Source organism: Streptomyces sp. BRA346, from assembly GCF_052851135.1.
On the sequence record NZ_JAIWIH010000021.1, the window covers coordinates 215,412 to 240,805 of the forward strand.

General features: G+C 74.2%; 24 protein-coding genes. 9 read left to right on the forward strand and 15 right to left on the reverse strand.

The genetic code is table 11. The annotated features are described in order from the left end of the window. The first annotated feature begins 93 nt into the window (after positions 1-93). Positions 94-810 carry a glycoside hydrolase family 75 protein gene (locus LCH29_RS24490; protein WP_446463884.1) on the forward strand — a complete coding sequence of 239 codons (717 nt, stop codon included), beginning with the start codon at positions 94-96 and terminating at the stop codon, positions 808-810. Positions 811-843: 33 nt separating this feature from the next. On the opposite strand, the gene LCH29_RS24495 is transcribed toward LCH29_RS24490, so the two are convergent. Further along, entirely contained in the window at positions 844-1,302 is a 459-nt protein-coding gene (locus LCH29_RS24495) for a GNAT family N-acetyltransferase (protein ID WP_446463885.1), read from the reverse strand. Positions 1,303-1,414: 112 nt separating this feature from the next. Here LCH29_RS24495 and LCH29_RS24500 point away from each other — a divergent pair, with 112 nt between their 5' ends. Further along, the gene (locus tag LCH29_RS24500; RefSeq protein WP_446463886.1) at positions 1,415-1,828 is read left to right on the forward strand and encodes an STAS domain-containing protein; all 414 of its coding nucleotides are present in this window, start codon (positions 1,415-1,417) and stop codon (positions 1,826-1,828) included. On the opposite strand, the gene LCH29_RS24505 is transcribed toward LCH29_RS24500, so the two are convergent. From LCH29_RS24505 to LCH29_RS24525, 5 genes are all read right to left on the reverse strand, one after another. Next, positions 1,739-2,728, reverse strand: a complete 990-nt coding sequence (locus LCH29_RS24505; protein ID WP_123106934.1) for a sigma-70 family RNA polymerase sigma factor — start codon at positions 2,726-2,728, stop codon at positions 1,739-1,741. The genes LCH29_RS24500 and LCH29_RS24505 overlap by 90 nt on opposite strands. A 91-nt stretch (positions 2,729-2,819) precedes the next feature. Further along, a complete protein-coding gene (locus tag LCH29_RS24510; RefSeq protein WP_446463887.1) occupies positions 2,820-3,059 on the reverse strand; it encodes a DUF6296 family protein in 240 nt (79 codons plus the stop codon). 55 nt (positions 3,060-3,114) lie between these two features. Continuing rightward, entirely contained in the window at positions 3,115-3,345 is a 231-nt protein-coding gene (locus tag LCH29_RS24515) for a hypothetical protein (protein WP_446463888.1), read from the reverse strand. 8 nt (positions 3,346-3,353) lie between these two features. Next, entirely contained in the window at positions 3,354-7,772 is a 4,419-nt protein-coding gene (locus tag LCH29_RS24520; RefSeq protein WP_446463889.1) for an HAD-IC family P-type ATPase, read from the reverse strand. Positions 7,773-7,909: 137 nt separating this feature from the next. Further along, complete coding sequence (locus LCH29_RS24525; RefSeq protein ID WP_446463890.1) at positions 7,910-8,197, reverse strand: hypothetical protein; 288 nt, start codon at positions 8,195-8,197, stop codon at positions 7,910-7,912. A 19-nt stretch (positions 8,198-8,216) separates the two neighbouring features. Between LCH29_RS24525 and LCH29_RS24530 the strand changes: the two genes are divergently transcribed. Next, on the forward strand, positions 8,217-8,510 hold the full coding sequence (locus LCH29_RS24530) for a hypothetical protein (protein ID WP_446463891.1): 294 nt from the start codon (positions 8,217-8,219) through the stop codon (positions 8,508-8,510). 528 nt (positions 8,511-9,038) lie between these two features. Next, positions 9,039-9,638, forward strand: coding sequence for a LuxR C-terminal-related transcriptional regulator (locus tag LCH29_RS24535; RefSeq protein WP_446463892.1), 600 nt, complete (start codon positions 9,039-9,041; stop codon positions 9,636-9,638). Between the two features lie 61 nt (positions 9,639-9,699). Here the strand turns inward: LCH29_RS24535 and LCH29_RS24540 are convergent, their stop codons facing one another. After that, positions 9,700-10,488 carry an Fpg/Nei family DNA glycosylase gene (locus LCH29_RS24540; RefSeq protein WP_446463893.1) on the reverse strand — a complete coding sequence of 263 codons (789 nt, stop codon included), beginning with the start codon at positions 10,486-10,488 and terminating at the stop codon, positions 9,700-9,702. A 94-nt stretch (positions 10,489-10,582) separates the two neighbouring features. Between LCH29_RS24540 and LCH29_RS24545 the strand changes: the two genes are divergently transcribed. Further along, complete coding sequence (locus LCH29_RS24545) at positions 10,583-11,737, forward strand: PP2C family protein-serine/threonine phosphatase (RefSeq protein WP_446463894.1); 1,155 nt, start codon at positions 10,583-10,585, stop codon at positions 11,735-11,737. 29 nt (positions 11,738-11,766) lie between these two features. On the opposite strand, the gene LCH29_RS24550 is transcribed toward LCH29_RS24545, so the two are convergent. Together LCH29_RS24550 and LCH29_RS24555 are read right to left on the reverse strand one after the other, a co-directional pair. Beyond that, a complete protein-coding gene (locus LCH29_RS24550; RefSeq protein WP_446463895.1) occupies positions 11,767-12,501 on the reverse strand; it encodes a Mut7-C RNAse domain-containing protein in 735 nt (244 codons plus the stop codon). A gap of 75 nt (positions 12,502-12,576) precedes the next feature. Then, complete coding sequence (locus LCH29_RS24555) at positions 12,577-13,440, reverse strand: ribonuclease BN (protein ID WP_446463896.1); 864 nt, start codon at positions 13,438-13,440, stop codon at positions 12,577-12,579. A 151-nt stretch (positions 13,441-13,591) separates the two neighbouring features. Between LCH29_RS24555 and LCH29_RS24560 the strand changes: the two genes are divergently transcribed. Continuing rightward, a complete protein-coding gene (locus LCH29_RS24560; protein WP_446463897.1) occupies positions 13,592-17,083 on the forward strand; it encodes a SpoIIE family protein phosphatase in 3,492 nt (1,163 codons plus the stop codon). On the opposite strand, the gene LCH29_RS24565 is transcribed toward LCH29_RS24560, so the two are convergent. The 6 genes from LCH29_RS24565 to LCH29_RS24590 form a co-directional block, all read right to left on the reverse strand. Beyond that, a complete protein-coding gene (locus LCH29_RS24565; RefSeq protein WP_446463898.1) occupies positions 17,072-17,926 on the reverse strand; it encodes a MauE/DoxX family redox-associated membrane protein in 855 nt (284 codons plus the stop codon). The genes LCH29_RS24560 and LCH29_RS24565 overlap by 12 nt on opposite strands. Next, complete coding sequence (locus tag LCH29_RS24570) at positions 17,923-18,576, reverse strand: cell wall protein (RefSeq protein ID WP_446463899.1); 654 nt, start codon at positions 18,574-18,576, stop codon at positions 17,923-17,925. Before LCH29_RS24570 ends, LCH29_RS24565 begins: the two co-directional genes overlap by 4 nt. A 10-nt stretch (positions 18,577-18,586) precedes the next feature. Then, entirely contained in the window at positions 18,587-19,009 is a 423-nt protein-coding gene (locus tag LCH29_RS24575) for a septal ring lytic transglycosylase RlpA family protein (protein WP_446463900.1), read from the reverse strand. Positions 19,010-19,272: 263 nt separating this feature from the next. After that, a complete protein-coding gene (locus LCH29_RS24580; protein WP_446463901.1) occupies positions 19,273-20,430 on the reverse strand; it encodes an acetyl-CoA C-acetyltransferase in 1,158 nt (385 codons plus the stop codon). Positions 20,431-20,446: 16 nt separating this feature from the next. Then, a complete protein-coding gene (locus LCH29_RS24585) occupies positions 20,447-21,070 on the reverse strand; it encodes a TetR/AcrR family transcriptional regulator (RefSeq protein WP_446463902.1) in 624 nt (207 codons plus the stop codon). Between the two features lie 60 nt (positions 21,071-21,130). Next, entirely contained in the window at positions 21,131-21,919 is a 789-nt protein-coding gene (locus LCH29_RS24590) for an SDR family oxidoreductase (RefSeq protein ID WP_446463915.1), read from the reverse strand. A 55-nt stretch (positions 21,920-21,974) separates the two neighbouring features. On the opposite strand from LCH29_RS24590, the gene LCH29_RS24595 reads away from it, so the two are divergent. The 3 genes from LCH29_RS24595 (at position 21,975) to LCH29_RS24605 (ending at position 25,262) form a co-directional block, all read left to right on the forward strand. Further along, positions 21,975-23,132, forward strand: coding sequence for an acyl-CoA dehydrogenase family protein (locus LCH29_RS24595; RefSeq protein ID WP_446463903.1), 1,158 nt, complete (start codon positions 21,975-21,977; stop codon positions 23,130-23,132). 46 nt (positions 23,133-23,178) lie between these two features. Continuing rightward, positions 23,179-24,159 carry an acyl-CoA dehydrogenase family protein gene (locus LCH29_RS24600; RefSeq protein ID WP_446463904.1) on the forward strand — a complete coding sequence of 327 codons (981 nt, stop codon included), beginning with the start codon at positions 23,179-23,181 and terminating at the stop codon, positions 24,157-24,159. A 98-nt stretch (positions 24,160-24,257) separates the two neighbouring features. Next, on the forward strand, positions 24,258-25,262 hold the full coding sequence (locus LCH29_RS24605; protein WP_446463905.1) for a LacI family DNA-binding transcriptional regulator: 1,005 nt from the start codon (positions 24,258-24,260) through the stop codon (positions 25,260-25,262). Positions 25,263-25,394 lie beyond the last annotated feature (132 nt).

A 25,394-nucleotide genomic window follows, 5' to 3' on the forward strand; every position in this document is an offset into this window, starting at 1 on the left:
CTCGCGCGGCGCGCACTCGCTGTTGACATGACCTTATCAAGTCGCCCACGATGCGGGGGAGGTTAGGAAAGGTTCCTAACAGAGGAGTGTCCCATGCGCACACGACTCGCGTTCGTCCTGGCCGGCGCCGGGCTGCTGGCTGGTTCCCTCACCGCGGGCGCCCAGGCCACCACCCGGGCACCCGCCCCCGCCCCCGGCTCGGCCACGGAAGGTTCCGTCAAAGAAGGCTCCGTCACGGCCGCGCAGTTGCTCGCCAAGGTCAGGAGCTGTTCGCAGATATCCAGCGGCAAGTACCGCACCGACGACGAGACGTCGGCCACCGTGCCGGTCTGCGGCGCCAATGGCGCGGTCTTCTGGAAGGCGGACATGGACATCGACTGCGACGGCCAGGTGACCTCCAAGTGCAACGAGGACACCGACCCGTGGTTCCAGGACGACACGGCCTTCCACCAGTCGAACGGAAAGCCCCTGATCGCCGACAAGCTGCCCTATGTGGTGGTGCCCGGCAAGAGTTCCACGTGGGACTACTCCGCGTCCGGCATCAAGGGCGGCGGCGTAGTCGCCATCGTCTACAACAACAAGGTCGAGTACGCGGTGGTCGGCGACACCGGCCCGACCAAGATCATCGGTGAGGCCTCCTACGCCGCGGCCGACGCGCTCGGCATCGACCCCGACCCGGAGACCGGCGGCGCGGAGTCGGGCGTGACGTACATCCTGTTCAAGAATTCCTCCGTCTCCCCCATCGAGAACCACGCCAAGGCGGTCTCGGTCGGCGACGGCCTCGCCAAGCAGTTCGTGCAGAACAACTGACGCCCCGTGCCGTGATGCCTGCGGCCTCAGGCGTCACGGCACGGCCTCCAGCAGCGGCAGCATCCGGCCCGGGATGGAGCCCGAGGGGGCGGTGCCGATACGCCGCGCCCCCATGGCCAGGTAGAACGGCTCGGCGTACGGATCGGCGTCGATGGTCAGCCGGGTGAACCCGAGACGACCCGCCGTCTCCAGCACACGCCGGTACAGCAGCCGCCCCACTCCGCTGCCGATCGCGGGCGGGTCGACGAACAGCATTCCCACCCACCCCTGTGGGGCGGTGCCCTCCAGGGTGGCGAACCCCAGCACCCGCCCGTCCTCCTCGGCGACCGTGGTCCGACGGGCGGTCAGCTCGCCCTCGCGCATCGTCAGTTCCTCCCGGCAGGCGGCCAGGAACTCCTCGTCGTACCCCCAGTGGCCCTTCGACCGCAGCGCCAGTTCGGTCAGCGCCCCGGCCTCCTCCTCGCGCCCGGCTCTCAGCCGTCGTGTCGTCATGCGCCGATCGTGGCACCCGGCCACCGGGGGCGGCGATGAATTTTCCCGGCCCGGAGGGTCCCTTCTGGTGAGCGCGCAACACCACCGCGCGCCCCACAACTGGAGGTGGACGTTGGCCGGTCCCGAGTACGAGAGCCCCCTGCCCGCGGCTCCCCCGGCCGTCCTGGTCCTCGACCGGCCACCGGAGACCCGTGCCGAGGTGGAGCTGCTGTGCGCACGGCTGGGGGAGCTGGTGCGCCACAGCGCCCCCGGTCCGGTCACCGTGGACGTGGGCGCGGCGCAGCGGCCGGTCCTGGCCATGGTCGAGACCCTGGCCCGGCTGCGGCTGGCCGCCCGCCGCCTGGGGCGGGAGATGCGGCTGCGGAACACCGGCGGCGAGCTGGCCGGGGTGCTCGCTGGGGCGGGTCTTGACGAGGTGCTGACCGCGCCCGTGACGTTACGCCTCGAGCCGGGCGGGGAGCCCGAAGAGGGGGAACAGCCGCTCGGTGTCCAGGAACGAGTTGAGCCCGGTGATGCGCCCGGCTGATATCTCCAGGACCTGGAGCGCCCAGGGCTCATGGGCGCCGCCCGGTCCGCTCGGCCGGTACTGGCCGAAGGCCGGTGCCCCGTTCGCCACGGTAGGGACCAGCCGGGAGCCACGGCAGCCGATGCCGTGCCCCAGCAGCCAGGTGCGGATGTCGTCGTGGCCGCGCAGCCACAGCTCGTAGGGCGGCATGGACAGGGTGGCGTCCTCGTGCAGGAGCGAGGTGAGGGAGTCCAGGTCGTAGCGCTCGAAGGCGTCCACGTAGCGGGCGAGCAGCGCGCGCTGCTCCTCGTCCAGCGGCTTGACCGGGTCGGTGTCGCTGATCTCGCTCGCGGCGAGCGTGGCCCGGGCGCGCTGGAGCGCGCTGTTGACCGACGCGACCGTGGTGTCCAGCAGCTCGGCGACCTCGGACGCCTTCCAGGCCAGCACCTCCCGCAGGATGAGCACCGCCCGCTGGCGCGGCGCCAGGTGCTGGAGCGCGGCCACGAACGCCAGCCGCACGGCGTCCCGCTGGGCGGCGACCTCGGCGGGGTCCCCGCCGTCGGCCAGAACCTGCCCGTCGGGCACCGGCCCGACCCAGGTGGCCTCGGGCTGCGCGGTGAGGGTGGCGGGGGTCGCCGAGGAGACGGAGGTGAGGTCCATCGGGCGGGCCCGGCGCTTGCTGCCGTTCAGCATGTCCAGACAGACGTTGGTGGCGATGCGGTACAGCCACGAGCGCAGCGCCGACCGCCCTTCGAAGCGGTCCAGGCCCCGCCAGGCGCGGACCATCGTCTCCTGAACGGCGTCCTCCGCTTCGAACGCCGAGCCCAGCATCCGGTAGCAGTAACCGGTGAGCTGGACCCGGTACGGCTCCAGCTGGAGCTCGGCACCGGCCGTGCCGTCCACTGCCGCGACATCACTCATCGACGCACCTCGATCGTTCTGCTTCTGCGGACTCCCGTGGGAGGAAAACTAGCGCGCGGCACTGACAAAGCCCCTGATCTGCGCAATCGACTCAGGACACCGGCCGGGCGCGCACCGTCGCGGCGTGCACCTGGTGCCCGCCGCTGGCGATCATCCGCACCTCGGCGCGGTCGCTGATCTCGGCCCGCACGATGCCGGTGTCGTCGGCGTAGACAGGGTGTCCGCCGGGCCCGCGGGATTCCGTGCGGTGCACCATCACGATGTCTTCGGCGTCCGGCGCCGGGGCGACCGGGTCGGCGAAAATCAGCTCGTATCTCTCGCGTCGTGGCATCACCCACTCCTCCCGCACGGACCCGCCCCCATTTCCCAAACCGGGACAATCAACACTATCGAACAGACTCGTCACCGCAAGAGGGTCGCGGGAGCCCGGGCAGCAGCAGGGCGGGCAGCAACGCCGGCGCGGCGAAGGCCGCGACCCACCAGAAGGTGTCGCCGAACGCCGCGGCCGGGGCGGTGGGGCGGCTGTCGAGCCGGTGCTGGAGGATCACGGCCAGCACCGCGGCGCCCACCGAGGCGCCGACGGTCTGGACGGCGGTCAGGCCTTCGGTTTTTCTCAAGTCCCGGCTCAGGACTCCGGTGCGGCCGCGCCGCTGGCCAGCGGGGTCATGACCGAGCCGATGACCGTGGCCGCGGCGATGGAGCCGAGGGTGATCCCCCAGGCGAGCGGGCCGAGCGGGGTGCAGTCGAAGAACTGGCTCACCCCCGGCGTCTGGATGATCCCGGCGAGGACCGCGGCCGAGCCCAGTCCGGCGATCAGCACATGCCGGTCCAGGCCCCCGGTGGCCAGGGTCTGCGCCAGCTGCGTACCGACCAGGGCGACGAGCGCCACCGTACTGGCCCGGCGCTTGCGGCCGGTGAGCCGCGCGCCCGTCCACGCCACGCCCGCACCGGCGGCCGTGATGATGCCGCGCAGCATCATCTCCCGGTTAAGCGCGGTGCCCAGGGAGCGGCTGGGGCCCTCCTTGAGCAGCCGCTCACCGGTGTGCCCGGTCGGCTCGCGCACGGCGATGGCCAGCGCGGGCGCGAGGTCGGTCAGCAGGTTGACGAGCATGATCTGCCGGGCGGTCAGCGGGGTGCTGCCCGTGATGGCGGAGGTGAGCACGCTGAAGGTGACCTCGCCGAGGTTGCCGCCGATGAGGATGGCGAGCGCGGCCCGGACCGAGGCCCACATCGCCCGCCCCTCCATCAGCGCCGACACGATCGTCTCCAGCCGGTCGTCGCCGACGACGAGGTCCGCGGCGGCGGTCGCGGCGGGGGTGCCGCGCCGCCCCAGGGCGATCCCGATGTCCGCGAGCCGGATCGCGGGGGCGTCGTTGGCGCCGTCGCCGGTCATCGCCACGACCCGGCCGAGGCGCTGGTACGCCTGCACGATGCGGACCTTGTGGTGCGGGCTGCACCGGGCGATGACGTCCACGGTGGGCAGCAGTTCGTCCAGTTCGGCGTCGCTCATCTCGTCCAGTTCCGGACCGGTGCACACCTTCAGTTCGGTGGCCTCGATGACGGTGGCCGCGATGGACTCGGCGGTGGCCGGGTGGTCGCCGGTGAGCATCACGGTGTGCACGCCCGCCTCGCGCAGCCGCGCGGTCGCGGGGGCGGCGCTGGTGCGCACCGGGTCGGCCAGCGCGATGAACCCGCGGAAGACCAGGTCCCGTACGGACTCGTCGGTGAGCTGCTCCCCGGCGCGCATGGGGCGTTCGGCCACGGCCAGGACCCGGCGCCCGGCACCGGCCAGTTCCTCGGCGGCCGCGGTCAGTTCGGCGACGTCGCCGTCGTGCAGGGCGGTGCTCGCCGCCGCGCCGGGCGACTGTCTGCGGACGCAGCGCTCCAGCACGCTCTCCGGGGCGCCCTTCACGCTCAGCAGGGTGCCGCGCGCGGTGGCCCCGGCGGTGGCGTGATAGGCGCGGGACGGCTCGAAGGGCAGGGCATCGGTGCGCCGCCAGCGCGGGGCACCGCGGCGCACCGCGACCCCGGCGCGGCGCGCCCCGGCCATGACCGCGCGGTCGGTCTGGTGGGCCATGGGCTCGGCCTGGCGGGCGGGCGGGGTGGCCCGCAGGGCGGCCGCGAGCACGTCCTTGCGCGGGGTGTCGAGCCGGTCGGCGGGCTGCGGGCCACCGCCGTCGCTGACGGCCGCGAGCTGGAGGGTGCCCTCGGTCAGGGTGCCGGTCTTGTCGAAGCACAGCACATCGGCGCGGCCGAGCGCCTCGATGGTGCGCGGATTGCGGACCAGGGCGCCGAGGTCGGCCAGCCGCCGGGCGGCGGCGAGCTGTGCCGCGTTGACGAGGAACGGCAGGCCCTCGGGTACGGAGGCGACGGCGAGGTTGACCGCCGAGGCCAGGTTCTCGGTCAGCGGGAGGCCGTGCAGCAGCCCGGCACCGGACACCGCGGCGGCCGATCCGAGCGCGATGGGGACGCTGGAGCGGGTGAGCGCGGTGAGCCGCGCCTCGACGCCGGTCACGGGCGCGGCGCGGCGGGCGGTGGCCAGGCTGCGGCCGACCTCGGTGGACGGCCCGGTGGCCACGACGACGGCCTGCGCGCGCCCGGCGGAGACGGTGGTGCCCTCGTAGAGCATCGAGCGGCGCCGGGTGATGTGCGCGGCGACCACCGGCGCCGGGTTCTTGGCCACCGGCAGGGATTCGCCGGTCAGCGAGGACTCGTCGACCTCCAGGCCGTCGGCCTCCACCACCCGGCAGTCGGCGGGGACCACGTCCTCCGGGCCCAGCGTGATGATGTCCCCGACGACCAGGTCCCCCGCGGTGACCAGGCGTTCCGTACCGCCGCGGCGCACCCGGGCGCCGACCGCGGACCGGGCGAACAGCTCCGCGAGCGCCCGCTCGGTCCTGACCCGCTGGAAGCCGCCGACGAGTGCCGAGGTGGCGGTGATGGCCGCGACCAGGGCCGCGTCGGTGCGCGACCCCACGGCGGCGGCGAGCGCGGCCCCGGCGGCGAGGACCGGGGTGAGCGGGTTGGCCAGCTCCTCGATGAACGCCGCCGGGAGGCTGGTGCCGGTCGGCTCTCCGGTGCGGGTGGGCGCCTTGCCGGCCCGGGTGGCGGCCTGCTCCGGGGTCAGCCCCTGGTCGAGGTCGGCCGACAGGCGCTCCAGCACCCGGGGGACGGGCATCAGATGCCAGGGGGTGGCGGTCACCGGGGGCACCAGCGGGCGGGAGAGCAGCTGCCGGGCGCGCCAGTTGCCGAGGCCGAACGCGATGGCCCCGGCCGTGGTACCTGCCGCCGCGCCGCGCGCGGTGGCCTGCGCCCGCGGCGCCTTGAGCGCGGCGACCGCGCCGATGCCGCTGCCACTCGCCGACAGCAGCGCGCTCTCCCGGTCCACCTGGGCGGCCACGCCGACCGCGTCCACGATGATTCCGGCCGACTCCAGGTCGGCGCCGACGAGCAGATGGGCGCCCCAGGCCGGGGGCTCGCCCTCGTGGTGGATCCCGACGCCGCAGTCGGACGCGCCCAGGGCCCGGCGGTTCCCGGACAGCAGCATGACGATGGCGCCCTCGGCCTGGAGGGCGCGTACGGAGGCCACCAGGCGGCGGCCCGCCGGTACCACCGCGTCGGCGAAGGTGAACGCCGTCGGGGGCGGCCGGTCGCTGGCGAGGACGATGCGCGCGCCCGCCCGGCGGGCGGCCGCCGCCACCGCCTCGGCGCCCGGGGCCGCCTGGACGGCGAGCCCGGCGACCGCCTGGAGCCGGTGTCCGCGGGCCAGGCCGAGGGTCCGCTCGCTGCCCCTTCGGCGCAGCCTGCCCGCGGTCTGCCGACCGGTGCGGCCGGTCAGTTCGAGCTGGTCCAGCGGCCCCAGCACCCATCCGTTGTCGCGCCGGACCTGAAGGGGCTCGTCCGGGTCGAAGAGGTCGAAGAGCCGCATCGCGACCTGCTCGGGGTCGGCCCCGCCGAGCAGTTCCAGGTCGATGGGCTCGTACCGGTCGCCGCGCAGCGTCGTCTCGTCGAGCAGCACGGTGTCGATCTGGCCGAGCCGCCGCAGGGCGCTGCGGTCCATGGCCAGGACGCCGCGCAGGGCCAGGAACCGCCCGATGCTGGTGGCGAACCCCTCCCGCCCGGCGCCGGGCGCCTTCGGTATGGACGAGAACGCGACGGCCAGCCCGCGGCGCGGTCCGGCGAAGGGGGCGGCGAGGGTGCCGGCGACCGCTCCGACGGCCATGGACTGCTCCGCGAACCGCTCCATGCTGTCCTTGGGGGTGGGGCCGGGCCGCTCCACCACGATGGGCTCCGCGGCCACGTCCTGGGGGCCGTGCACCAGATGCGGCTCCATCGCCGCCCAGGCCTCGCCCTCGGCCGCGGCCTCCCGCCACAGGCCCATGCGCTGGGCCAGGTCCAGGGCGAGCCCGCCGCCGCGGGTGGCCACGCCCTGGGTCAGCGCGCTCAGCACGGGCAGGGTCGCCTGGGTGGGCTCACCGCGGGTGATGGCCAGGGCCAGCCGCCGCAGCCTGGGGTGGTTCTGGATGGCGGATACGGACGCGCTGACCTCGGCCGGGAGCCTGAGCCACGGGAGCATCCGCAGGGCGGTGGCGACACTCAGGCCCAGGACGTCCGCGACCACCACGGCGAGCGACTGGGCCTCCCGCGGCCCGCCCGAGGGGTGGCGCGGTTCCGGGGCCCATTCGTCGAACTCCTCGGTGGGCACGGCGGGGCCCCGGGTCTCCGCGCGCTCGATCAGGGCGGTCAGCTCCTGCTGGCGAGGGGGCGGCTTGGTGACGGCGACGACGACCCGCTCGGAGGGGGCGTTGACCCGTGCCCACAGCACGCCCGGGTGCTTTTCGAGGGCCTGTTCCACCCGGCTCGCCACCTGCTCCCCACCGATCCCGTGCACCCCGTGCACCTCGATGTAGTAGCGGCCCGGGTACGACCACACACCGCGGGCGGGCGGGTGGACCAGCCGGCCGACCGCGCCCGCGGCGCCCCGTACCCGTGTGGCCACTCCGTGGGTGAGGGGCTCCAGCAGCGGGGGTTTCGTCAAGTGCATCCCAGGCAGCGTCGTCATCGGTGAGACCTCCGGTGTGTCGGCGTCGGTGGCGCGGTGCCCTCGTGGGGCGGTTTCTGCATGGAGCAGCCTGTCCAGTTGATTCCGATTACCCTGAAATGGGAAGAAGATTCCGGACGTCAATCAAGTGTGGACGTGAGATCAGTGACCACTCCCACCAGCTCCCGCAAGCGCAGCACTTCCGCATCGGCACGGTCGTCGGCGCGCGGCGCCGGCAAGTCGACCCGGAGCCAGGCCACATCGAAGAGCCGGACCCCGTCGAAGACCGCGGCCGCGTCCAAGTCCGCGCCGTCGGGAAAGACGAAGGCAGCGAAGAGCACCCAGAGGTCGAAGACGGCCAAGGCGGCGAAGTCCGCGAAGTCCGCGAAGCCCACCCCCCAGAAGGGTGACCACCGGTTCACCGTCACGGTCCCCAGCCTCGGACACGTGGCGCAGGCGACGCGGCTCGACCGCGCCGCGAGCGCGACCCGCCTCGACCGCGTCGACGGCGACCGCGTCGGCCGCGCGGCGAAGAACGCCGCCAATGTGGCGCTGATGCCGATCGCGGCGGCCCGCCGGGTCCTGCCCGCCAAGGGCGGACTCCCGCTGTACGCGGGACTCGGAGTGCTGGGCGCCGCCGAGGTCATCGAATGGCCGGTGGCCGTGGGCGTCGGCATCGGCTACGCGGTGCTGCGGCGCGGCGGAGTCATGGCACCACCGTCCGAGACCCGCAAGGTCTGACTCGGCGCATCCCCGCTCCCCGGGCGACGGCGCCCTGCGCGCCGCCCGGGGCCGGGCGACGGCGCGCCGATCCGACGGCGACGCCGCGCCGAACCGACGCACGTCTCCGGCATCCGGCGGAGAATGGGACAGACTAGGGAATCCCCGAGACTTCACGATGCGCTCCCGATGCCCGCTTTCCCCGATCAGCGGGGCGCTTGCCCGTTTCATCAGGCCAGGCGGGCAAGAAACGGGCAGAAGTTGACCACAAATGGGCAGCGGCAAGCAGCCGAAACGTTGATATATACCATGAAGCGCATCTAACACCCGTCACTGGAACCGTCGCACAACTCGGTTCCGGCGCCGGTCCGGTTGGCTGGTGGCAGGGCCGCGACCTCAGCTTTTGCCGGTTTACGCACGACCATGCCGTTGTTGAGACGACAGAAAGCGGTGTCCTCCATGGCTCACCCCCACACCACTCAGGCCGCCCGACGCGTGCCCGCACAGGCATCTTCGGGCTTAGCCCATGACCGGAACCGGACCCGCGCCGTGACCGGACGCCACGCCACCGGCATGGCCACGCTCGCACCGGACCTCCAAGTCCTCGCCGGGGACGAGGACTTCTTCCGGCACTTCGGCGGAACGTCGGCCGAACTGTGCGGACGCAACCTCTTCGAACTGCTCGACCCCAGCGCCCCCGCCGTCCTGCGGGAGCACTTCCTGCGGCTGCACGACGGCCGGCGCACCCGTTTTACCGAGCGCGTGGTCGGCTACCGCTCGGGAGGCCGGGTGTTCTCGGGCGAGTTGACCGGTACGGCCGTCCAGGGCCCGTCCGACGCGCTGTCGGCCATCGTCGTCCTGGTCAAGCCGGATGACGAGAAGGCCGAGGACGGCACCACGGCCCAGCGCCGCAATCTGCTGTCGCCGCTGGAGGCACAGATACTCGAGGGCGTGGCCACGGGCGCCTCGACCGTGCAGATGGCCGCCAAGCTCTATCTCAGCCGCCAGGGCGTCGAGTACCACGTGGGCTCGATGCTGCGGAAGATGAAGGCGCCCAACCGTGCGGCCCTGGTCTCGCGCGCGTACGCGGCGGGCATGCTGACCGTCGGCACCTGGCCGGCCCGGGTCCGCCCGGATTTCGTCAAGTGACCGCTCGTCACATGGCTCCACCGTTCAGCGGTTCCGCGATGACGTGATTCCCTCGGGCGGGTCAGGAGTGTTCCGGCTGGCAGCGGGGGCACCAGGTGCTGGTCCGCCCGGCGATCTTTCCGCGGCGCAGCGGGCAGCCGCAGCGCGGGCAGTGCGGATCCGGGTCGTCGCGGTGGCCGGTGAGCCAGGACGCCCGGGGTGGCACCTGTCCCGCCCGCACCGAGGTGCTCAGCACCCCGCGCAGCGCGGTGTGCAGCCGCCGCCGCTCGTCGGGCCCCAGGTCGCTCGTCCGGCTCTTCGGATGGACCCGCGCCCGCCACAGGATCTCGTCGCCGAGCAGATTGCCGAGCCCGGCCACGACGGACTGGTCGGTCAGCGTGGCCTTGACCCGTCCGCGCCGCCCCTCCAACAGGCGGTCCAGCTCGTCCCGCCCCAGCGAGAGCGCGTCCGGGCCCTGCTCGCCGAGGATGCGGTCGACGTCGGCTTCGGTGGCCGCGAGCCACAGGCCCCGCAGCTTGCGCTGGTCGTGGTAGCGGAGCTGATGACCGTCGTCGAGGGTGAGGACGACACGGCCGAACCGCTCGGGCGGATCGTCCTCGGAGCGGCACACCAGTCCCCCGGTCATGCCGAAGTGCAGGATCAGCGTCGGGCCCCCGGCCGGGGCGATCAGCCACTTGCCGTGGCGCCGCGGAGCGGCGAACCGGCGGCCCTCCAGCTCGCGCTTCAGCCGCTGTGCGGTGACCCCGCGCAGCACCCCCGGATCGGCCACCTCGACCCGCTCGATGCGGTGCCCCTGCGCGCAGGAGGCCAGCGTCCGGCGGAAGCCCTCGACGTCCGGTAGCTCGGGCATAGCGCCAGATTACGCCGGGCCGGGGAGGACGGCTCGGGGAAAAGTAACGTGCGGAAAACCAAAACTTTGCACGAGTCGGATAAAGTACCTGATTATGCGATTCATCCGCTCCGGACCGGGAGCGAGCGGTCGCAATCAGAAACTTTTCGCGATCGCGCGGTGCCTGCCGTTCGTGGTCATGGCGGCGGTCGTCACCATCGAACTGACGCCCGCGCACGTGATCTACACCGGCCCCCTCCTCACCCCGGCCCCGGCGCTGGCCGCAGTGACGATGGGACCGGTCGGCACCGGGGGCGTGGTGCTGCTGGCCGCGGCGATCAGCGCACTCACCGCCATCCACAACGGCGCCTGGGGCACCCAGCAGGTGTACACGAACCTGCTGGCGCTGCTCGTGGTGTCCGTGGCGAGCGTGGCGAGCAGCGCCATCCGCGAGGGCAGGGACCGGGAGCTGAGCCAGGTCCGCCGGATCGCCGAGGTCTCCCAGAACGTGGTGCTGCGGCCGCTGCCCGCCCGGATGGGCGGGGTGCGCACCGCCAGCGTGTACATGGCGGCCGAGCGCGGGGCGCAGATCGGCGGCGATCTGTACGAGGCGGTGGGCACCCGCTACGGGGTGCGGCTGATCGTCGGGGACGTCCGCGGCAAGGGGCTGGCCGCGGTGCGCTCCGCCGCGGCGGTCCTGGGCGCCTTCCGGGAGGCCGTGCACTACGAGCACGATCTGATCGAGGTGATGGAGCGGTGCGCGGCGGCGCTGGGCCGCGAATACGAGCTGCTGGACCGGTCCCGGCTCCAGGACTGGGACGAGCGGGCCGAGCAGTTCGTCACCGTGCTGCTCGCCCAGGTGGTGCCCGACACCTGCCTGGTCCAGCTGATCAACCGGGGCCACCCTCCGCCCCTGGTGCTGCACGACCGCAAGGTGCGGACGCTGGGACCGGTGCGCCCGCTGCCGCCGCTCGGCCTGGACGAGTTCCTGACCCCGCCCCCGATCGGCGTCGAGACCTTCCCGTTCGTCGTCGGCGACCGGCTGCTGCTGCACACCGACGGGGTCCTCGAGGCGCGCAACCACTGCAACGAGTTCTTCCCGCTGCCGCAGGCCATGGAGAGCGTGGAGGGTGCCACCCCGACCGAATACCTGGACCGGCTGCGCCACGCGCTGGTCCACCACGCCGAGGGGCGGCTGGCCGATGACGCGGCGATGCTCCTCATCGAGCGGGCGACCGCGGCCGAGCCGGGGTGGCGCGCGACCTCCTGAGGTCCCCTGTTGTCTCCTGAGAGGCGGTCCTACGGCACCGGGGTGCCGAACTCCGCAAGCGCGCCCGCCACGATCGCCTCCAGCCGGGCGTGGTGGGCGCCGCGCCAGTAGACGCGCTCGCAGGCGGCGCAGCGGGCGAACACGTCGTACGTGCTCCGCGTGCCGTGCTCCAGCCGCTCGTGGACCGTGTCCTTGTCGGCGTCCTCCAGGGGGCCGTTGCACGCCGTGCAGCGGGTCCAGGGGGCGAGGGACGGGGTGAACCGGCCCAGGACGTCACGCAGTTGCTCATCGGGCCGGTCGCTGTAGACATACGCCCCGGCCCACAGCTCGCGCCGCCGCAGCAGCCCCCGGTCGCGCGAGAGGAGCACCCGGCGCTGGGCCGCGGAGCGGGCGGCGAGTGCGGGGTCGCCGATGTCCTCGCTCTCGTACGCCGCGTCGACGCCCAGCAGCCGCAAGCGGCGCGCCAGGGTGCCCAGGTGGACGTCGAGCAGGAAGCGCAGCGGCGCCCCGGGGACCTGCTGCGGCCGGACGACGGGGTGCACCTCCACGGACTCCCCCGCCCCCGGCACATGCGTCACGGCGGTCTCCCGGCCGTCGACGAGCAGCCGGCCGACCTCGGTGAGCGGAACCCCGAACGACTCAACGACATGACCGAGGGTGGACGCGCCGTCGGTCATCACCGCCGTGCGCTCCCGGCGCCGTTCGGGGGCGGCGAAAAGCCGCAGTTCAGGGGCGAGGCTGAGCTGGATCTCCGGTCCGTTCACACCGCCAGCATGCCAGGCGCGACCGGCCGCGGGCGACGGTGTTTCCGCCCGGTCGGGCTCCGGTTCCCGCAAGGGTCAGGCGCCGCCGGAACGCTCCAGGCGCCGTCGCTTGCGGCGCCAGGTCACCAGCCGCAGATACTCCTCGTGCAGCAGCCGTCCGACGAGCGCGCCGCCGAACACCACGAAGCCGACGCCGACCAGCCAGGACTGCACGACCAGCACGGTGCCGACCGGGCCGTAGGACACCGCGCTGGAGGCGATCAGCGGCGAGAACACCAGCCGGGAGAAGATCCGCAGCCCCCACAGCCCGACGCCGGTGGCCAGAGCGCCCGGCAGCAGGGCGCCCCAGCTGATCCGCCCGCCGAGCAGCAGCCGCTGCGACCACCAGAAGAAGAGCACCGTGGCGACGACGGCGACGGCCACCCGGGTGGGCCCGGGGCCGAGGTGGGACGAGAGCAGGAGGTAGCCGATGAGCACGATGAGCCAGACCAGATGGCGCCACATGGTGTGCCAGCGGCCGGGGGGCAGCTCCCACACCCTCTCGTAGCCGGTCTGCACCACCCCGCAGAAGGTCAGCCCGAAGAGCGCCAGCGTGGCCAGACCGAACGCGGTGGTGGTCTCCAGCGACCGCCTCGGCGGGGCGAACAGGTCCAGGACCTCGTCCCGTGAGGTGGCGGACACCCCGAGCCCCTCGGCCAGCCACTGGGCGAAGCCGTGCCGGTTCACCGGATCGGCCGCGGCGACCACGATCAGCAGCGGCACCAGCGTGAGGAAGCCGAGCGCGGCGAACCCCAACGCCCGGTGCATCAGCTCGAATTCGCTGCCCCGGCGCCACCCCCGCCCGACCGGGGACCGGTGGAACGTGTGGCGCAGCCGCCGGAATCGCGCGCGGCGGGGCTGCGGGCGGTGGCCGGAGTCGTCGGGGGGCTGCTCGGACATACCACTCCCACTCCCCCGGTTCATGCGATATGCCCCAGTAAGTCGCGCATCGTCCAGCGTACTCAGTGCGGATGCCCGTGCAACCCACGGTGGCGACGGCTCCTCGTCCGGTGGCGGCACTGTGCCAGAATGTGAGAGGAAAGCTGACTCGATGAACGGGCCCGGGAAACAGCGGACACCCGCCGGGGAGCTGTTCGCCGAGGGCGGTGCGCTCGGCAGGGCGATGAGCGGAATCGACTGGTCGGTGACGCTCCTCGGCACCACTGACGCCTGGCCTCCGCGGCTGGTCGAGGCGCTGCGCATCATCTTGTTCACCGAGCAGCCGATGGCCGTGTTCTGGGGCCCCGAGTACACGATGCTGTACAACGACGGGTACGCGGACATCATCGGCTCCAAGCATCCGGGGGCACTGGGCCGTCCCGGCCGGGACGTCTTCCCCGAGAACTGGGACCTGTCCGTCGCTCCGCTCTTCGAGACCGTGTGGGAGAGCCGCAAGCCCTCCCTGGTGACGGACCGGGCGTTCTTCCTCCAGCGGCGCGGTTTCCTGGAGGAGTCCTACTTCGACGTGTCCATCCAGCCGCTGCTGCTGGAGGACGGCACGGTGGGCGGGGTGCTGTGCGTCGTCACCGAGACCACGGCGCGGGTGCTCAGCGAGCGGCGGCTGCGGCTGCTGGCGGGGCTCGGCGCGCGGACCGCCGGGCTGCGCACCCCGCAGAGCGTGGCCCGGACCGTCGCGGAGATGCTGGACATCCACCGGGACGACGTCCCGTTCACCGCCTTCTACCTGGTGCCCGCGCCCGGCAGGCTCCGCCTCGCCGCGTCCGCCGCCATCCCGGCGGAGGCCACCGAGGCGGTCCGGGAGGTGCGGCTGGACCGGATCGAGGAGACGACGGGCCTGGCGGCGCGGCTGGCGGCCGTCGTGGGCGACGCGGCACCGGCCCGGCTGCCGGGCGCGCTGTTCGCGATGCCCGGCGAGGAGGCGCTGGCCCATCCGCTGGTCCGGTCGGACATGGTGGAGGGCGTGCTGGTGATGGGCATCAATCCGCGGCTGCCCGCCACCGCGCCCTACCAGGACTTCTTCGAGGTGCTGGCGGCCACCGTCGGGGCGGCCCTGTCGGCGGCGCTCACCCAGCAGGAGCAGCGGCGGCGCGCGGAGTCGCTGGCCGAGCTGGACCGCGCCAAGACGGTGTTCTTCTCCAACATCAGCCATGAGTTCCGTACGCCGCTCACGCTGATCCTCGGCCCGGTACAGCAGGCGCTGGCCGACGAGGACCGCCCCGGGCGCCGGTCCCAGCTGGAGCTGGCGGAGCGCAGCGCGCTGCGGCTGCTGAAGCTGGTCAACACCCTGCTGGATGTCTCCCGGGTGGAGGCCGGGCGGCTCAAGGGCACCTTCGAGCCGGTGGACCTGTCCCGCATCACCGCCGAGCTGGCGGCCGTCTTCCGCTCCTCCTTCGACCTGGCCGGGCTGACCCTGGAGGTGGACTGCCCGCCGCTGCCCGAGCCGGTGCACGTCGACCGGGAGATGTGGGAGAAGATCGTCCTCAATCTGATCAGCAACGCGCTGAAGTTCACCTTCACCGGCGGCGTCACGGTACGGATGACCGCCGCGGGCCGCCACGCCCGGCTCACCGTGAGCGACACCGGCAGCGGTATCCCGCGGGAGGAGCTGCCCCACCTCTTCGAGCGCTTCCACCGGGTGCGCGGGGCGCGGTCCCGGTCGCACGAGGGCAGCGGCGTCGGGCTGGCGCTGGTCAAGGACCTGGTCGAGCTGCACTCGGGCACCATCGCGGTGACCAGCGTCCCGGCCCGGGGCACCGAGTTCACGGTGGAGATCCCGTTCGGCACGGCGCATCTGGAGGACGTGCAGGGCGGGGCGCCGTCCGTACGGGGCGGAACGGGCGAGGCCGAGCGCGCCGCCGCCTACGCCCAGGAGGCGCGCCACTGGCTCGGGGGCGCGCCGCCCGGGACGCTGGAAGCGGAGCGCCCGGCGGCGGCCGCGGAGGCGGCTGAGGCGCCTCCTGGGGCCCCGTTCGAGGCCCCCTCCGACGCGCCCTCCGAGGCGCCGGACGCGCCGTACGCCCCGGGCCCGGCGGAGCCCGGCCCGGCCCGGCGGCCGCGGCTGCTGGTCGCCGACGACAACGCCGACGTGCGGTCCTACCTCGGCGATCTCCTCGGCCGCGAGCACGACGTCCTCCTCGCGGCCGACGGCCGTGCCGCGCTGGACACCGCCCTGGCGCACCCCGTGGACCTGGTGCTCACCGATGTGATGATGCCGCGCCTGGACGGCTTCGGGCTGGTGCGGGCGCTGCGCGCCGACCCCCGGACCACCCGGCTGCCGATCATCATGCTGACCGCGCGGGCCGGGGAGGAGTCCACGGTGCGGGGGCTGGGCGCGGGCGCCGACGACTACCTCGCCAAGCCCTTCTCGGCGCGTCAGCTGCTGGCCCGGGTCGGCGCCAACCTGGAGCTGTCCCGGCTGCGCGAACGGGTGCTCAGCGACAGCCGCCGGCAGGCGGACATGCTCACCTCGCTGTCCCAGGCGAGCCTGCTGCTGTCCGACACCCTCGATCCGCCGCAGGTCCTGGACACCGCCCGGGAACTGCTCGTCCCGGCCCTGGCCGACGAAATACGCATCCGTCTCGCCGACCCCCGCGCCGAGCGGCCCCTGTACGCCGCCGGGGAGTCCGTGGCGCCGGGCGGCCTGCTGGACCGGGCCCTCGGCGACACCCTGCTCGCGGGCACCGCCCCCGAGCCGCCCGCGACCGGCGGCACCCTGCTCGCCGTCCCCCTGCTCGCGCACGGCCGGACGCTGGGCGCCCTGGCCATCGCCCGGCGCGAGGGCGCGTACACCATGGCCGACCGGCAGTATCTCCAGGGCGTGGCCGGGCGGCTGGCCCTCGCCTACGACAACGCGGCCCGCTTCCGCAACGAGCGCCACCTCGCCCTGACCCTCCAGCGCGCCCTGCTGCCGCAACACCTCCCCCAGGTGCCGGGGCTGCGCACCGCCTCCTACTACGAGGCGAGCGCCAGCGGCGCCGAGATCGGCGGCGACTGGTACGACGTCATCGCGCTGCCCGACGGCGAGATGGGCCTGGCCATCGGGGATGTGATGGGCCATGACGTGGACGCCGCCACCGTGATGGGCCGGCTGCGCTCCACCCTGCGCGGCTTCGCCCTGGACCGCGCCTCCCCCGGCGTACTGCTGGGCAAGCTGGACGCCTATCTGCGCTCCCTGGACGTCGACCACTTCGCGACATGCCTGTACGCGGTGTACGAACCACGCACCCGGCGGCTTTGGTACGCGGCCAGTGGCCATCTGCCGCCGCTGCTGTTGGCGGGCGGGACGACGAGCTTCCTCGACGTCTGCCCCAACGCCCCGCTGGGCCTCGCGGACGAGCCCCCGGTCGGCCACGAGACGCGGCTGCCGCCCGGCGCGGGGCTGCTGCTGTTCACCGACGGGCTGGTGGAGAACAGCCATCTGCCCCTCGACGACGGCCTGGCGGCGCTGCGGCGCGCCTGCGACGGGCTCACCCCGCCCGCCCTCGCCGATCCGCAGGCCATCATCGACCGGGCGCTCGGGCTGCTGGACATACCGGGCCGGGTGGACGACGACACGGCGCTGCTGGCCGCGTCAGCTCCGTAGCGGTTCGCCCGTGTCGGCGTCGAGGACGCTCACCCGCACCGCGGGCTCCCGTACCGCGTCCCGGCTCGCCTGCGCGTCCAGCGCGAAGAGCACCACCACCGGTCGGGCGGCGCCGCCGCGGGCGTGAACCCCGGCGTACTGGAGGATGCGCCAGCCGCCCTCGTCCCAGTGGTCCAACAGCGCCGACCGCACCAGGGGCGAGGTGCTCTGCCAGGCGAGCGAGTGTTCCAGCAGCTCGACCGTCGCGGCCACCGGCACCCCTGCCGGGGTTCCGGCCAGCGGGTGCCCGGTGAGGCGCAGGCGCAGCCTGCGCCACGGCATCCGCCACCGGCGGTCGGCGCCGAGGGCCACCAGCCCGGCCACCGCCACCAGGGCGCAGCAGCCGGTGGCGGCCGGATGGCGGAGCGCCGTGACCCACCAGGGGTGCCGGGCCAGCGCCACGGCGACACCGCCCGCCGCCACCACGGCGGCGCGGGCGAAGGCCCTGGCCCCCGGCGGTCCGTCGTCCCGCGCCGTACAGCCGCACGAGGCGCCGGGCGCGGCCGCCCGGGCGTATCCCAGATAGCCGAGGAAACCGGCGCCGAGCACGGCGGCCGCCCCGCCCGTGGCCACCGACGGCGGCAGCGCCGACAGCGCGGCGCACAACAGGAGTTCGAGGGCGCCGAGGGTGCGCAGGGCGCGCGCCGCGCGGCCGCCGCCGCGCAGCAGCCGGGCCAGCGCGGTCCGGTGCGCAAGCCGGGCCATGCCGCGGCCGAAGAGCTTGCCCGCACCGGCCACGCCCAGCACCCCGGCGAGCAGCGGCGCGGCGAGATCGAGGGCGGCGGCGAAGGTGGCAACGCTCATCGGCGGTGTCCCGCCCCCGGCCCGACCGCCACCCGGACGATGTCCACGGAGTCGTCGGACGGCCGCCAGGCGCCCAGGACTTGGGCGCCCTGCCCGATGCGCAGCCCGGAGAGGTCGGCGGTGGGCGCGGCGCCGGAGTACGAGGCGCTGGAGGTCGCCGGGAGGAGGTTGCCGACGATCTCGTGGGAACCGTGCGCGAGGTGCAGCCGGGTCTTCTCGATGCCGCGGATGGTGGTGTGGAGGTTCACGATGTTCACCCACACCGCGTCGGCGGCGACCGTGCCGTCGGGCATCGGGACGCCGCGCGCGTAGAGCCCGTCGCCGGTCTCGATCGACGCGGCGGTGGTGGCGCGCACCTTCCACACGCTGGTGGCGCCTGTGACCCGGACCCGGGCGTAGTCGCCGTAGGAGCCCGCCACGTCCAGCACACCGCCGTCGATGGAGGTGATCCGCCCCTCCACGAACGCGCCCGCCGGGACCGCGGGGTCCAGCGGGCGGCGCAGGGGCGCGGCGAACACGGCGTCGGCGTCCACGGCGCCCAGCGCGGTCGCGCCGATGACGCCCGTCCCGACGACGGTCGCGCCGCGCAGCGCGGCGGCGGTGAGGAAGCGGCGGCGGTCGAGGGGGTCGGACATCCGGTGTGCGCTCATGGGTCCGGCCTCACTCGTACAGGGAGACCGGCAGGGTGCCGGAGCTGAGGCTGCCGATGACGGAGAAGGCGGCCGGGGTCAGATCGATGACGCGATTGCTGCGGCAGACGCCGTCGCAGCAGCTGGACTCGCCGCAGAAGCTCCGGGTGCGCGGACCGCAGTCGCTGACGGTGACGCAGACGGACGCGCCCGAGCACAGGTGGCGCACCTTGATGGCCGAGCCGCAGCCGCGCCGCGGCAGGTTCTCGCCGCACAGATCCGGCCGGGTGATGTCCCAGCACGCCTTGGACGCGTGGGGCCAGGCGGCCTGGAGCGCGCTGGACTTGCAGGTGCCGCAGGCGCCGCCGCCCGCGGCGGCACACGGGCCCCAGGCGTTGCCACAGCAGAACCAGGTGGCTTCGCCGTTCCCGAGGCTGGTCGATCCGCACGCCATGCGGCCATCATGCGCGGCGCCGCGGGTGGCCGCCACGCGGAAGCGTCCGATCCGGCGGCGGCCACCGCTCGGCCTCACGCCTGCCGAGCGGGTGGCCGACCGCCCTCACAACCGCTCGACGATCGTGACGTTCGCCTGGCCACCGCCCTCGCACATCGGCCCCCATCTCCAACGGCCCCCTCGCACCGCTCGGCCCCAGGGGGCCTCAGGGGCTTCGGCCGCCTGCGCCGGACTCCGTCCGGCGAGCGGGTGGCCACCCCCGCTCACACCCGCTCGACGATCGTGACGTTCGCCTGGCCGCCGCCCTCGCACATCGTCTGAAGGCCGTATCGCCCGCCGGTGCGCTCCAGTTCGTGCAGCAGGGTCGTCATCAGCTTGGCGCCGGTCGCGCCCAGCGGGTGGCCCAGCGCGATCGCGCCGCCGTTGACGTTGACCCGCTCCGGGTCGGCGCCGCTCTCCCGCAGCCAGGCCAGCACCACCGGCGCGAACGCCTCGTTGATCTCCACCAGGTCGATGTCGGCGATGGTCATCCCGGTCTTCTTCAGCGCGTGCGCGGTGGCCGGGATCGGCGCGGACAGCATCCGGATCGGGTCCTCGCCGCGCACCGACAGATGGTGGATCCGGGCGCGCGGGGTCAACCCGTGTTCCCGCACCGCCCGTTCGGAGGCGACCAACAGCGCGGCGGCTCCGTCGGAGACCTGGGAGGAGAGCGCGGCGGTGAGCCGTCCGCCCTCCATGAGCGGGGCGAGCGCGGCCATCTTCTCCAGGCTGGTGTCCCGGCGCGGCCCCTCGTCCACGCGGACGTCCCCGTACGGGACCACCTCGCGGTCGAAGCGGCCCTCGTCGATGGCGCGGAGCGCGCGCCGGTGGGAACGGAGCGCGAACTCCTCCATCTCCGCGCGGCCGATCCCCCACTTCTCGGCGATCATCTCGGCCCCGTGGAACTGGCTGACCGGACGGTCGCCGTACCGCGCCCGCCAGCCCTCCGAGCCCGCGAAGGGCCCCTCGGTCAGCCCCAGCGGCTCGGCCGCCTGGCGGCTGGCGAAGGCGATCGGCACCTGCGACATGTTCTGCACCCCGCCCGCGACCACCAGGTCCTGGGTGCCGGAGAGCACCGCCTGCGCCGCGAAGTGCAGGGCCTGCTGGGAGGAGCCGCACTGCCGGTCGACGGTCACGCCCGGCACCTCCTCGGGCAGCCCGGCGGCCAGCCAGCAGGTGCGGGCGATGTCCCCGGACTGCGGGCCCACGGTGTCCAGACAGCCGAAGACCACGTCCTCGACGGCGGCCGGGTCGGCGCCCGAGCGCTCCATCAGGGCGCGCAGGACGTGCGCGCCGAGGTCGGCCGGGTGGACGGACGCCAGCCCGCCCTTGCGGCGGCCGACGGGGGTCCGTACCGCTTCGACGATGAATGCCTCGGCCATAGTCACTCCATGGAGTTCAGTGTCGGGGGGTGATGCCGTCCAGGACCATCGACACGTACTGGCGGGCGATCTCCTCGGGGCTGTGCTGTCCGCCGGGCCGGTACCAGGACGCGGCGACCCAGACGGTGTCGCGCAGGAAGCGGTAGGCGAGCCGGGTGTCGAGGTCGGCGCGGAACACCCCGTCGGCCACGCCCCGCTCCAGCGTGCCCAGCCAGGCCCCCTCGAACCTGCGCTGCGAGTCGGTGAGGTAGCCGAAGCGGGGCAGGGCGGCGAGCTGCCGGGACTCCTTCTGGTAGATCGCGACGGCGGCCCGGTGCCGGTCGATCTCCCGGAAGGACTCGGTGACGAGCGCCTCGATGGTCTCCCTGGGGCCGAGCCCGGCCCGCAGCACCTCGTCGTACCGCGCCCACAGCTCGTCCAGGAAGGTGGAGAGGATCTCGTCGACCATCGACTCCTTGGAGTCGAAGTGGTAGTACAGGCTGCCCGCGAGCATCCCCGCCTCGTCCGCGATCCGGCGGACGGTGGTCGCGTTGTAGCCCTGGGCGGCGAACACCTCGGCCGCCGTCGAGAGCAGTTCGCGGCGCCGCTCGGGGGCCGGGCTCACGGTGGTCTTCTTGCTGTTCCCGCTGATTTTCGGCACGTTCCCATTCTCGCCTCACGAGTGCCGGGCTCCTGGGCGGCGGGCTGACGGCGGCCGGGCTCATGGGTGCCGACTGCTGACGGAGACCGTCTCGCCCGTCATGTACGACGCATAGCCGCTGGCCAGGAAGACGATGACGTTGGCCACTTCCCACGGCTCGGCGTACCGGCCGAACGCCTCGCGCTCGGTCAGCTCCGCCAGCAGCTCGGGCGTGGTGACCTTAACCAGGTGCGGATGCATGGCGAGGCTCGGCGACACGGCGTTGACCCGCACCCCGTACGCGGCGGCCTCGACGGCGGCGCAGCGGGTGAGCGCCATGACCCCGGCCTTGGCGGCGGCGTAGTGGGCCTGCCCGGCCTGGGCGCGCCAGCCGACGACCGAGGCGTTGTTGACGATCGCGGCGCCGCGGGGCGCGTGGGCCTTCATGCGGCGGAGGGCGGCGCGGGTGCAGCGGAAGGTGCCGCCCAGGGTGACGTCGATGACCTGGTGCCACTGGTCGTCGGTCATCTCGGTGAGTTCGGCGGTGCCGCCGAGTCCGGCGTTGTTGACCACGACGTCCAGCCGTCCGTGGCGTTCCTCGGCGAGGTCGAAGAGCGCCGCCACCGCGTCCTCGTCGGTGACGTCGCAGGTCAGCCCGGCGACGCGATCCGCTCCGAACTCCTCGGCGAGGGCGGCGGCCGTCGCGTCGACGCGGCGTGCGTGGGCGTCGCCGATGACGATCCGGGCGCCCTCCTCCAGGAACCGGCGGGCCGTGGCGCCGCCGATCCCGGCGCCCGCCGCGGCCGTGATGACGGCCGTGCGGCCGGTGAGCAGGCCGTGGCCGGGGACGTACGACGGCTTGTTGTCCATCACGGCGCCACGGTAACCTACCAAACACTTGTTAGGGAAGGAGGCCCGGGGCCCGATGGATCTCGACCTGACCGAGCGGCAGGAGGCGTTCCGGGCCGAGGCCCGGCGGTGGCTCGCGGCCCATGTGCCCGCCGCCCCGCTGCCGTCCCTGGAGACCGCCGAGGGGTTCGCCGCCCACCGCGCCTGGGAGCGGACCCTGGCGTCCGGCCGCTGGTCGGCGGTGACCTGGCCCGGGGAGTACGGCGGGCGGGGCGCGTCGGTGCTGGAGTGGCTGCTGTTCGAGGAGGAGTACTACGCGGCGGGCGCGCCCGGCCGGGTGAGCCAGAACGGCATCAGCCTGCTGGCCCCCACCCTCTTCGAGCACGGCACCGCCGAGCAGCGGGCCAGGATCCTGCCGCCGATGGCGCGCGGCGAGGTGGTCTGGGCGCAGGCCTGGTCCGAGCCGGAGGCGGGCTCCGACCTCGCCTCCCTGCGCTCCGCCGCCCGGCGCACGGACGGCGGCTGGCTGCTGTCCGGCCAGAAGACCTGGTCCTCCCGGGCGGCCTTCGCCGACCGGGCCTTCGGGCTGTTCCGCAGCCACCGGGAGCCCGGTGCCCCGCCGCACCGCGGGCTGACGTATCTGATGTTCCCCCTGGACGCGCCGGGCGTGACCGTGCGCCCCATCGGCCGCCTCGACGGGAAGCCCGCCTTCGCCGAACTCTTCCTGGACGAGGTGTTCGTGCCCGACGAGGACGTCATCGGCGAGCCGGGGCAGGGCTGGCGGGTCGCGATGAGCACCGCGGGCAACGAGCGCGGGCTGACCCTCCGCAGCCCCGGTCGCTACACGGCCGCCGCCCGCCGCCTGGCCGCCCTGTGGCGGGAGCGCGCCGCCGCCGGGGACGCGGCGGGCGCGGCCCTGCGGGACCGGGTGGCCGACGCCGTGATCCGCGCCCGCGCGTATGAACTCTTCGCCTACGCGGGCGCCTCGCGCCTGGCCGCCGGGGAGCGGCTCGGGGCCGAGTCGAGCCTCAACAAGGTCTTCTGGTCGGAGCTGGACATCAGCCTCCACGAAACGGCCCTGGATCTGCTGGGGCCGTGCGGTGAGCTGGCGGAGGACGGCTGGGCGGAGGGCTACGTCTTCGCGCTGGCGGGGCCGATCTACGCCGGGACGAACGAGATCCAGCGGGACATCGTGGCGGAGCGGCTGCTGGGCCTGCCGAAGGGCAGGCGGTGAGCGGCCCTCCTCCGATGACCGCCTCCGCGACGAAAGGCGACCGCGCATGAGATTCCTGCTGGACCAGGCGCAGAGCGAGTTCGGCCGCACCCTCGACCGGATGCTCGGCGCCGCGGACACCCCCGGCGCGGCGCGCGCGTGGGCGCGAGGGGACCACGCGCCCGGCCGGGCGCTGTGGGGGCGGCTCGCCGAGGCCGGGGTGACCGCGCTCGCCGTGCCGGAGGCGTACGAGGGCGTGGGGCCGCTGCCGGTGGAGCTGGCCGTCGCCTGCGTCGAGCTGGGGCGGCACGCCGTGCCGGGGCCCTGGGCGGAGACGGCCGCGGCGGCGGTGCTGCTGGCGGCGTCCCCCGCGGCCGGGCACCGGCTGCCCCCGATCGCCTCCGGACAGGCCATGGTCACCGTGGCGATGGCCGACGGCGGTCCGTACGCCCTGGACGCGGACGCCGTCGACTCCGTTCTCGCCGTCCGCGGCGAGGAGTTGTGGCTGGCCCCCGGGCACGGCCCGGTGCGGGCCTCCCTCGACCCCGCCCGCAGGCTCGCCCCGCCGCTGCCCGGGGGCGAGCCCCTCGCCCGGGGCGCGGCCGTCGCGGCGGCCGCCGAACGCGCCGCGGACTGGGCCGCCTTCGCCACGGCCGCACAGTCCCTCGGCGTCGGGCTGACGCTGCTGGACCGGACCGTCGCGTACGTCGAACAGCGCACCCAATTCGGGCGCGCGATCGGCTCGTTCCAGGCGGTGCAGCACCAGTTGGCGGATGTGCTCATCGGGCTCGAGTTCGCCCGCCCGCTGCTCCACGGGGCCGCGGTCGCGCTCGCGGCGGGCGGATCGGGGGCCCGGGCCGAGGTCGCGGCCGCCAAGGTGGCGGCGGGCGACGCGGCGTACGCGGCCGCGCGCACCGCCCTCCAGCTGCACGGCGCGATCGGCTACACGGACGAGTACGACCTGTCGCTGTGGATCCGCAAGGCCCGCGCCCTGCGGGGCGCCTGGGGCTCGCCCTCGGTCTGCCGCGCCCGCGTGCTCACCTCCTGACCCCCCGCGTTCCACGCGCGTCCTGACAAGGGGGCGCGCACCGGGCCATGCTGTACCGACGAGCAGCGGCGGCGAGGCGAAGAGCGAGGTATGCCCGGATGCACCGGCCCCGGCCCACCCTGGAGAGCGTGGCCCTGCACGCGGGCGTCTCGCGCGCCACGGTCTCCCGCGTCGTCAACGGCTCGACCAGGGTCGCCGAGGACAGCCGGGCGGCGGTGCTGCGGGCCATCGACGAACTGGGGTACGTCCCCAACCAGGCGGCCCGCAGCCTGGTCACCCAGCGCACGGACTCCTTCGCGCTCGTGCTGCCCGAGGAGCCGGGCCGGGTCTTCTCGGACGACCAGTTCTTCCCGGGCGTGGTGCGCGGGGTCGGCCAGGAACTGGAGGACGCGGACAAGCAGCTGGTGCTGATGATGGCCCGCTCCCCCGCCAGCCGGGACCGCATCGAGCGCTTCGCCCTGGCCCGTCACGTCGACGGGGTCATGGTCGCCTCCGTGCACGGCGCCGATCCGCTGCCCGCCGCGCTGGCCCGCATGGGCATTCCGGTGGTCTGCAACGAACGGCTGCTGGGGGCGACGGCGCTGCCGTACGTGGGCGTCGACAACGCCGGGGGCGCGGCCCTCGCCGTACGGCATCTGCTCGGCTCCGGCCGCACCCGGGTCGTCACGGTCGCGGGGCCGCAGGACATGGTGGCCGGTATCGCCCGGCTGACCGGGTACCGGACGGCGCTGACGGAGGCCGGGCGGGAACCGGTGGTGGCGGCCGGGGACTTCACGCAGGAGTCGGGCGCGGTCGCGATGCGGGAGCTGCTGGCGCGGGAGCCGGAGCTGGACGCCGTCTTCGTGGCCTCCGACCTCATGGGCCTCGGGGTGCTGCGGACCCTGCGCCAGGCCGGGCGGCGGGTGCCGGAGGACGTGGCGGTGGTGGGCTTCGACGACGTACAGGCGGCGCGCTACGCGGACCCGCCGCTGACGACGGTGCGGCAGCCGATCGCGGAGATCGGCCGGCGGCTGGCGCGTCAGCTGCTGCGGCTGGCGGGCGGGGAGGCGATCGAACCGGCGGTGGTGCTGGACGTGGAGCTGGTGCTGCGCGGCTCGGCGTAGAGCCCAGGGGGTGTCTTGTCGGTCAGGCCGGACCAGCGAGCGGCGTCAGGGGGCACCTCCCAGCGGTAGCTGGGGGAGCGACGAGCGCGGGGCCGCGAGGTGCCGCCCGCCGCGGCAGCGGCTGATGTCACC

Excerpts from the sequence above, each read along its gene's own strand:
- LCH29_RS24490 (WP_446463884.1), top strand. The coding sequence starts at position 94 with ATGCGCACACGACTCGCGTTCGTCCTGGCCGGCGCCGGGCTGCTGGCT.
- LCH29_RS24495 (WP_446463885.1), bottom strand. The coding sequence starts at position 1,302 with ATGACGACACGACGGCTGAGAGCCGGGCGCGAGGAGGAGGCCGGGGCG.
- LCH29_RS24505 (WP_123106934.1), bottom strand. The coding sequence starts at position 2,728 with ATGAGTGATGTCGCGGCAGTGGACGGCACGGCCGGTGCCGAGCTCCAG.
- LCH29_RS24510 (WP_446463887.1), bottom strand. The coding sequence starts at position 3,059 with ATGCCACGACGCGAGAGATACGAGCTGATTTTCGCCGACCCGGTCGCC.
- LCH29_RS24520 (WP_446463889.1), bottom strand. The coding sequence starts at position 7,772 with ATGCACTTGACGAAACCCCCGCTGCTGGAGCCCCTCACCCACGGAGTG.
- LCH29_RS24540 (WP_446463893.1), bottom strand. The coding sequence starts at position 10,488 with ATGCCCGAGCTACCGGACGTCGAGGGCTTCCGCCGGACGCTGGCCTCC.
- LCH29_RS24545 (WP_446463894.1), top strand. The coding sequence starts at position 10,583 with ATGCGATTCATCCGCTCCGGACCGGGAGCGAGCGGTCGCAATCAGAAA.
- LCH29_RS24555 (WP_446463896.1), bottom strand. The coding sequence starts at position 13,440 with ATGTCCGAGCAGCCCCCCGACGACTCCGGCCACCGCCCGCAGCCCCGC.
- LCH29_RS24560 (WP_446463897.1), top strand. The coding sequence starts at position 13,592 with ATGAACGGGCCCGGGAAACAGCGGACACCCGCCGGGGAGCTGTTCGCC.
- LCH29_RS24565 (WP_446463898.1), bottom strand. The coding sequence starts at position 17,926 with ATGAGCGTTGCCACCTTCGCCGCCGCCCTCGATCTCGCCGCGCCGCTG.
- LCH29_RS24570 (WP_446463899.1), bottom strand. The coding sequence starts at position 18,576 with ATGAGCGCACACCGGATGTCCGACCCCCTCGACCGCCGCCGCTTCCTC.
- LCH29_RS24575 (WP_446463900.1), bottom strand. The coding sequence starts at position 19,009 with ATGGCGTGCGGATCGACCAGCCTCGGGAACGGCGAAGCCACCTGGTTC.
- LCH29_RS24580 (WP_446463901.1), bottom strand. The coding sequence starts at position 20,430 with ATGGCCGAGGCATTCATCGTCGAAGCGGTACGGACCCCCGTCGGCCGC.
- LCH29_RS24590 (WP_446463915.1), bottom strand. The coding sequence starts at position 21,919 with ATGGACAACAAGCCGTCGTACGTCCCCGGCCACGGCCTGCTCACCGGC.
- LCH29_RS24595 (WP_446463903.1), top strand. The coding sequence starts at position 21,975 with ATGGATCTCGACCTGACCGAGCGGCAGGAGGCGTTCCGGGCCGAGGCC.
- LCH29_RS24600 (WP_446463904.1), top strand. The coding sequence starts at position 23,179 with ATGAGATTCCTGCTGGACCAGGCGCAGAGCGAGTTCGGCCGCACCCTC.
- LCH29_RS24605 (WP_446463905.1), top strand. The coding sequence starts at position 24,258 with ATGCACCGGCCCCGGCCCACCCTGGAGAGCGTGGCCCTGCACGCGGGC.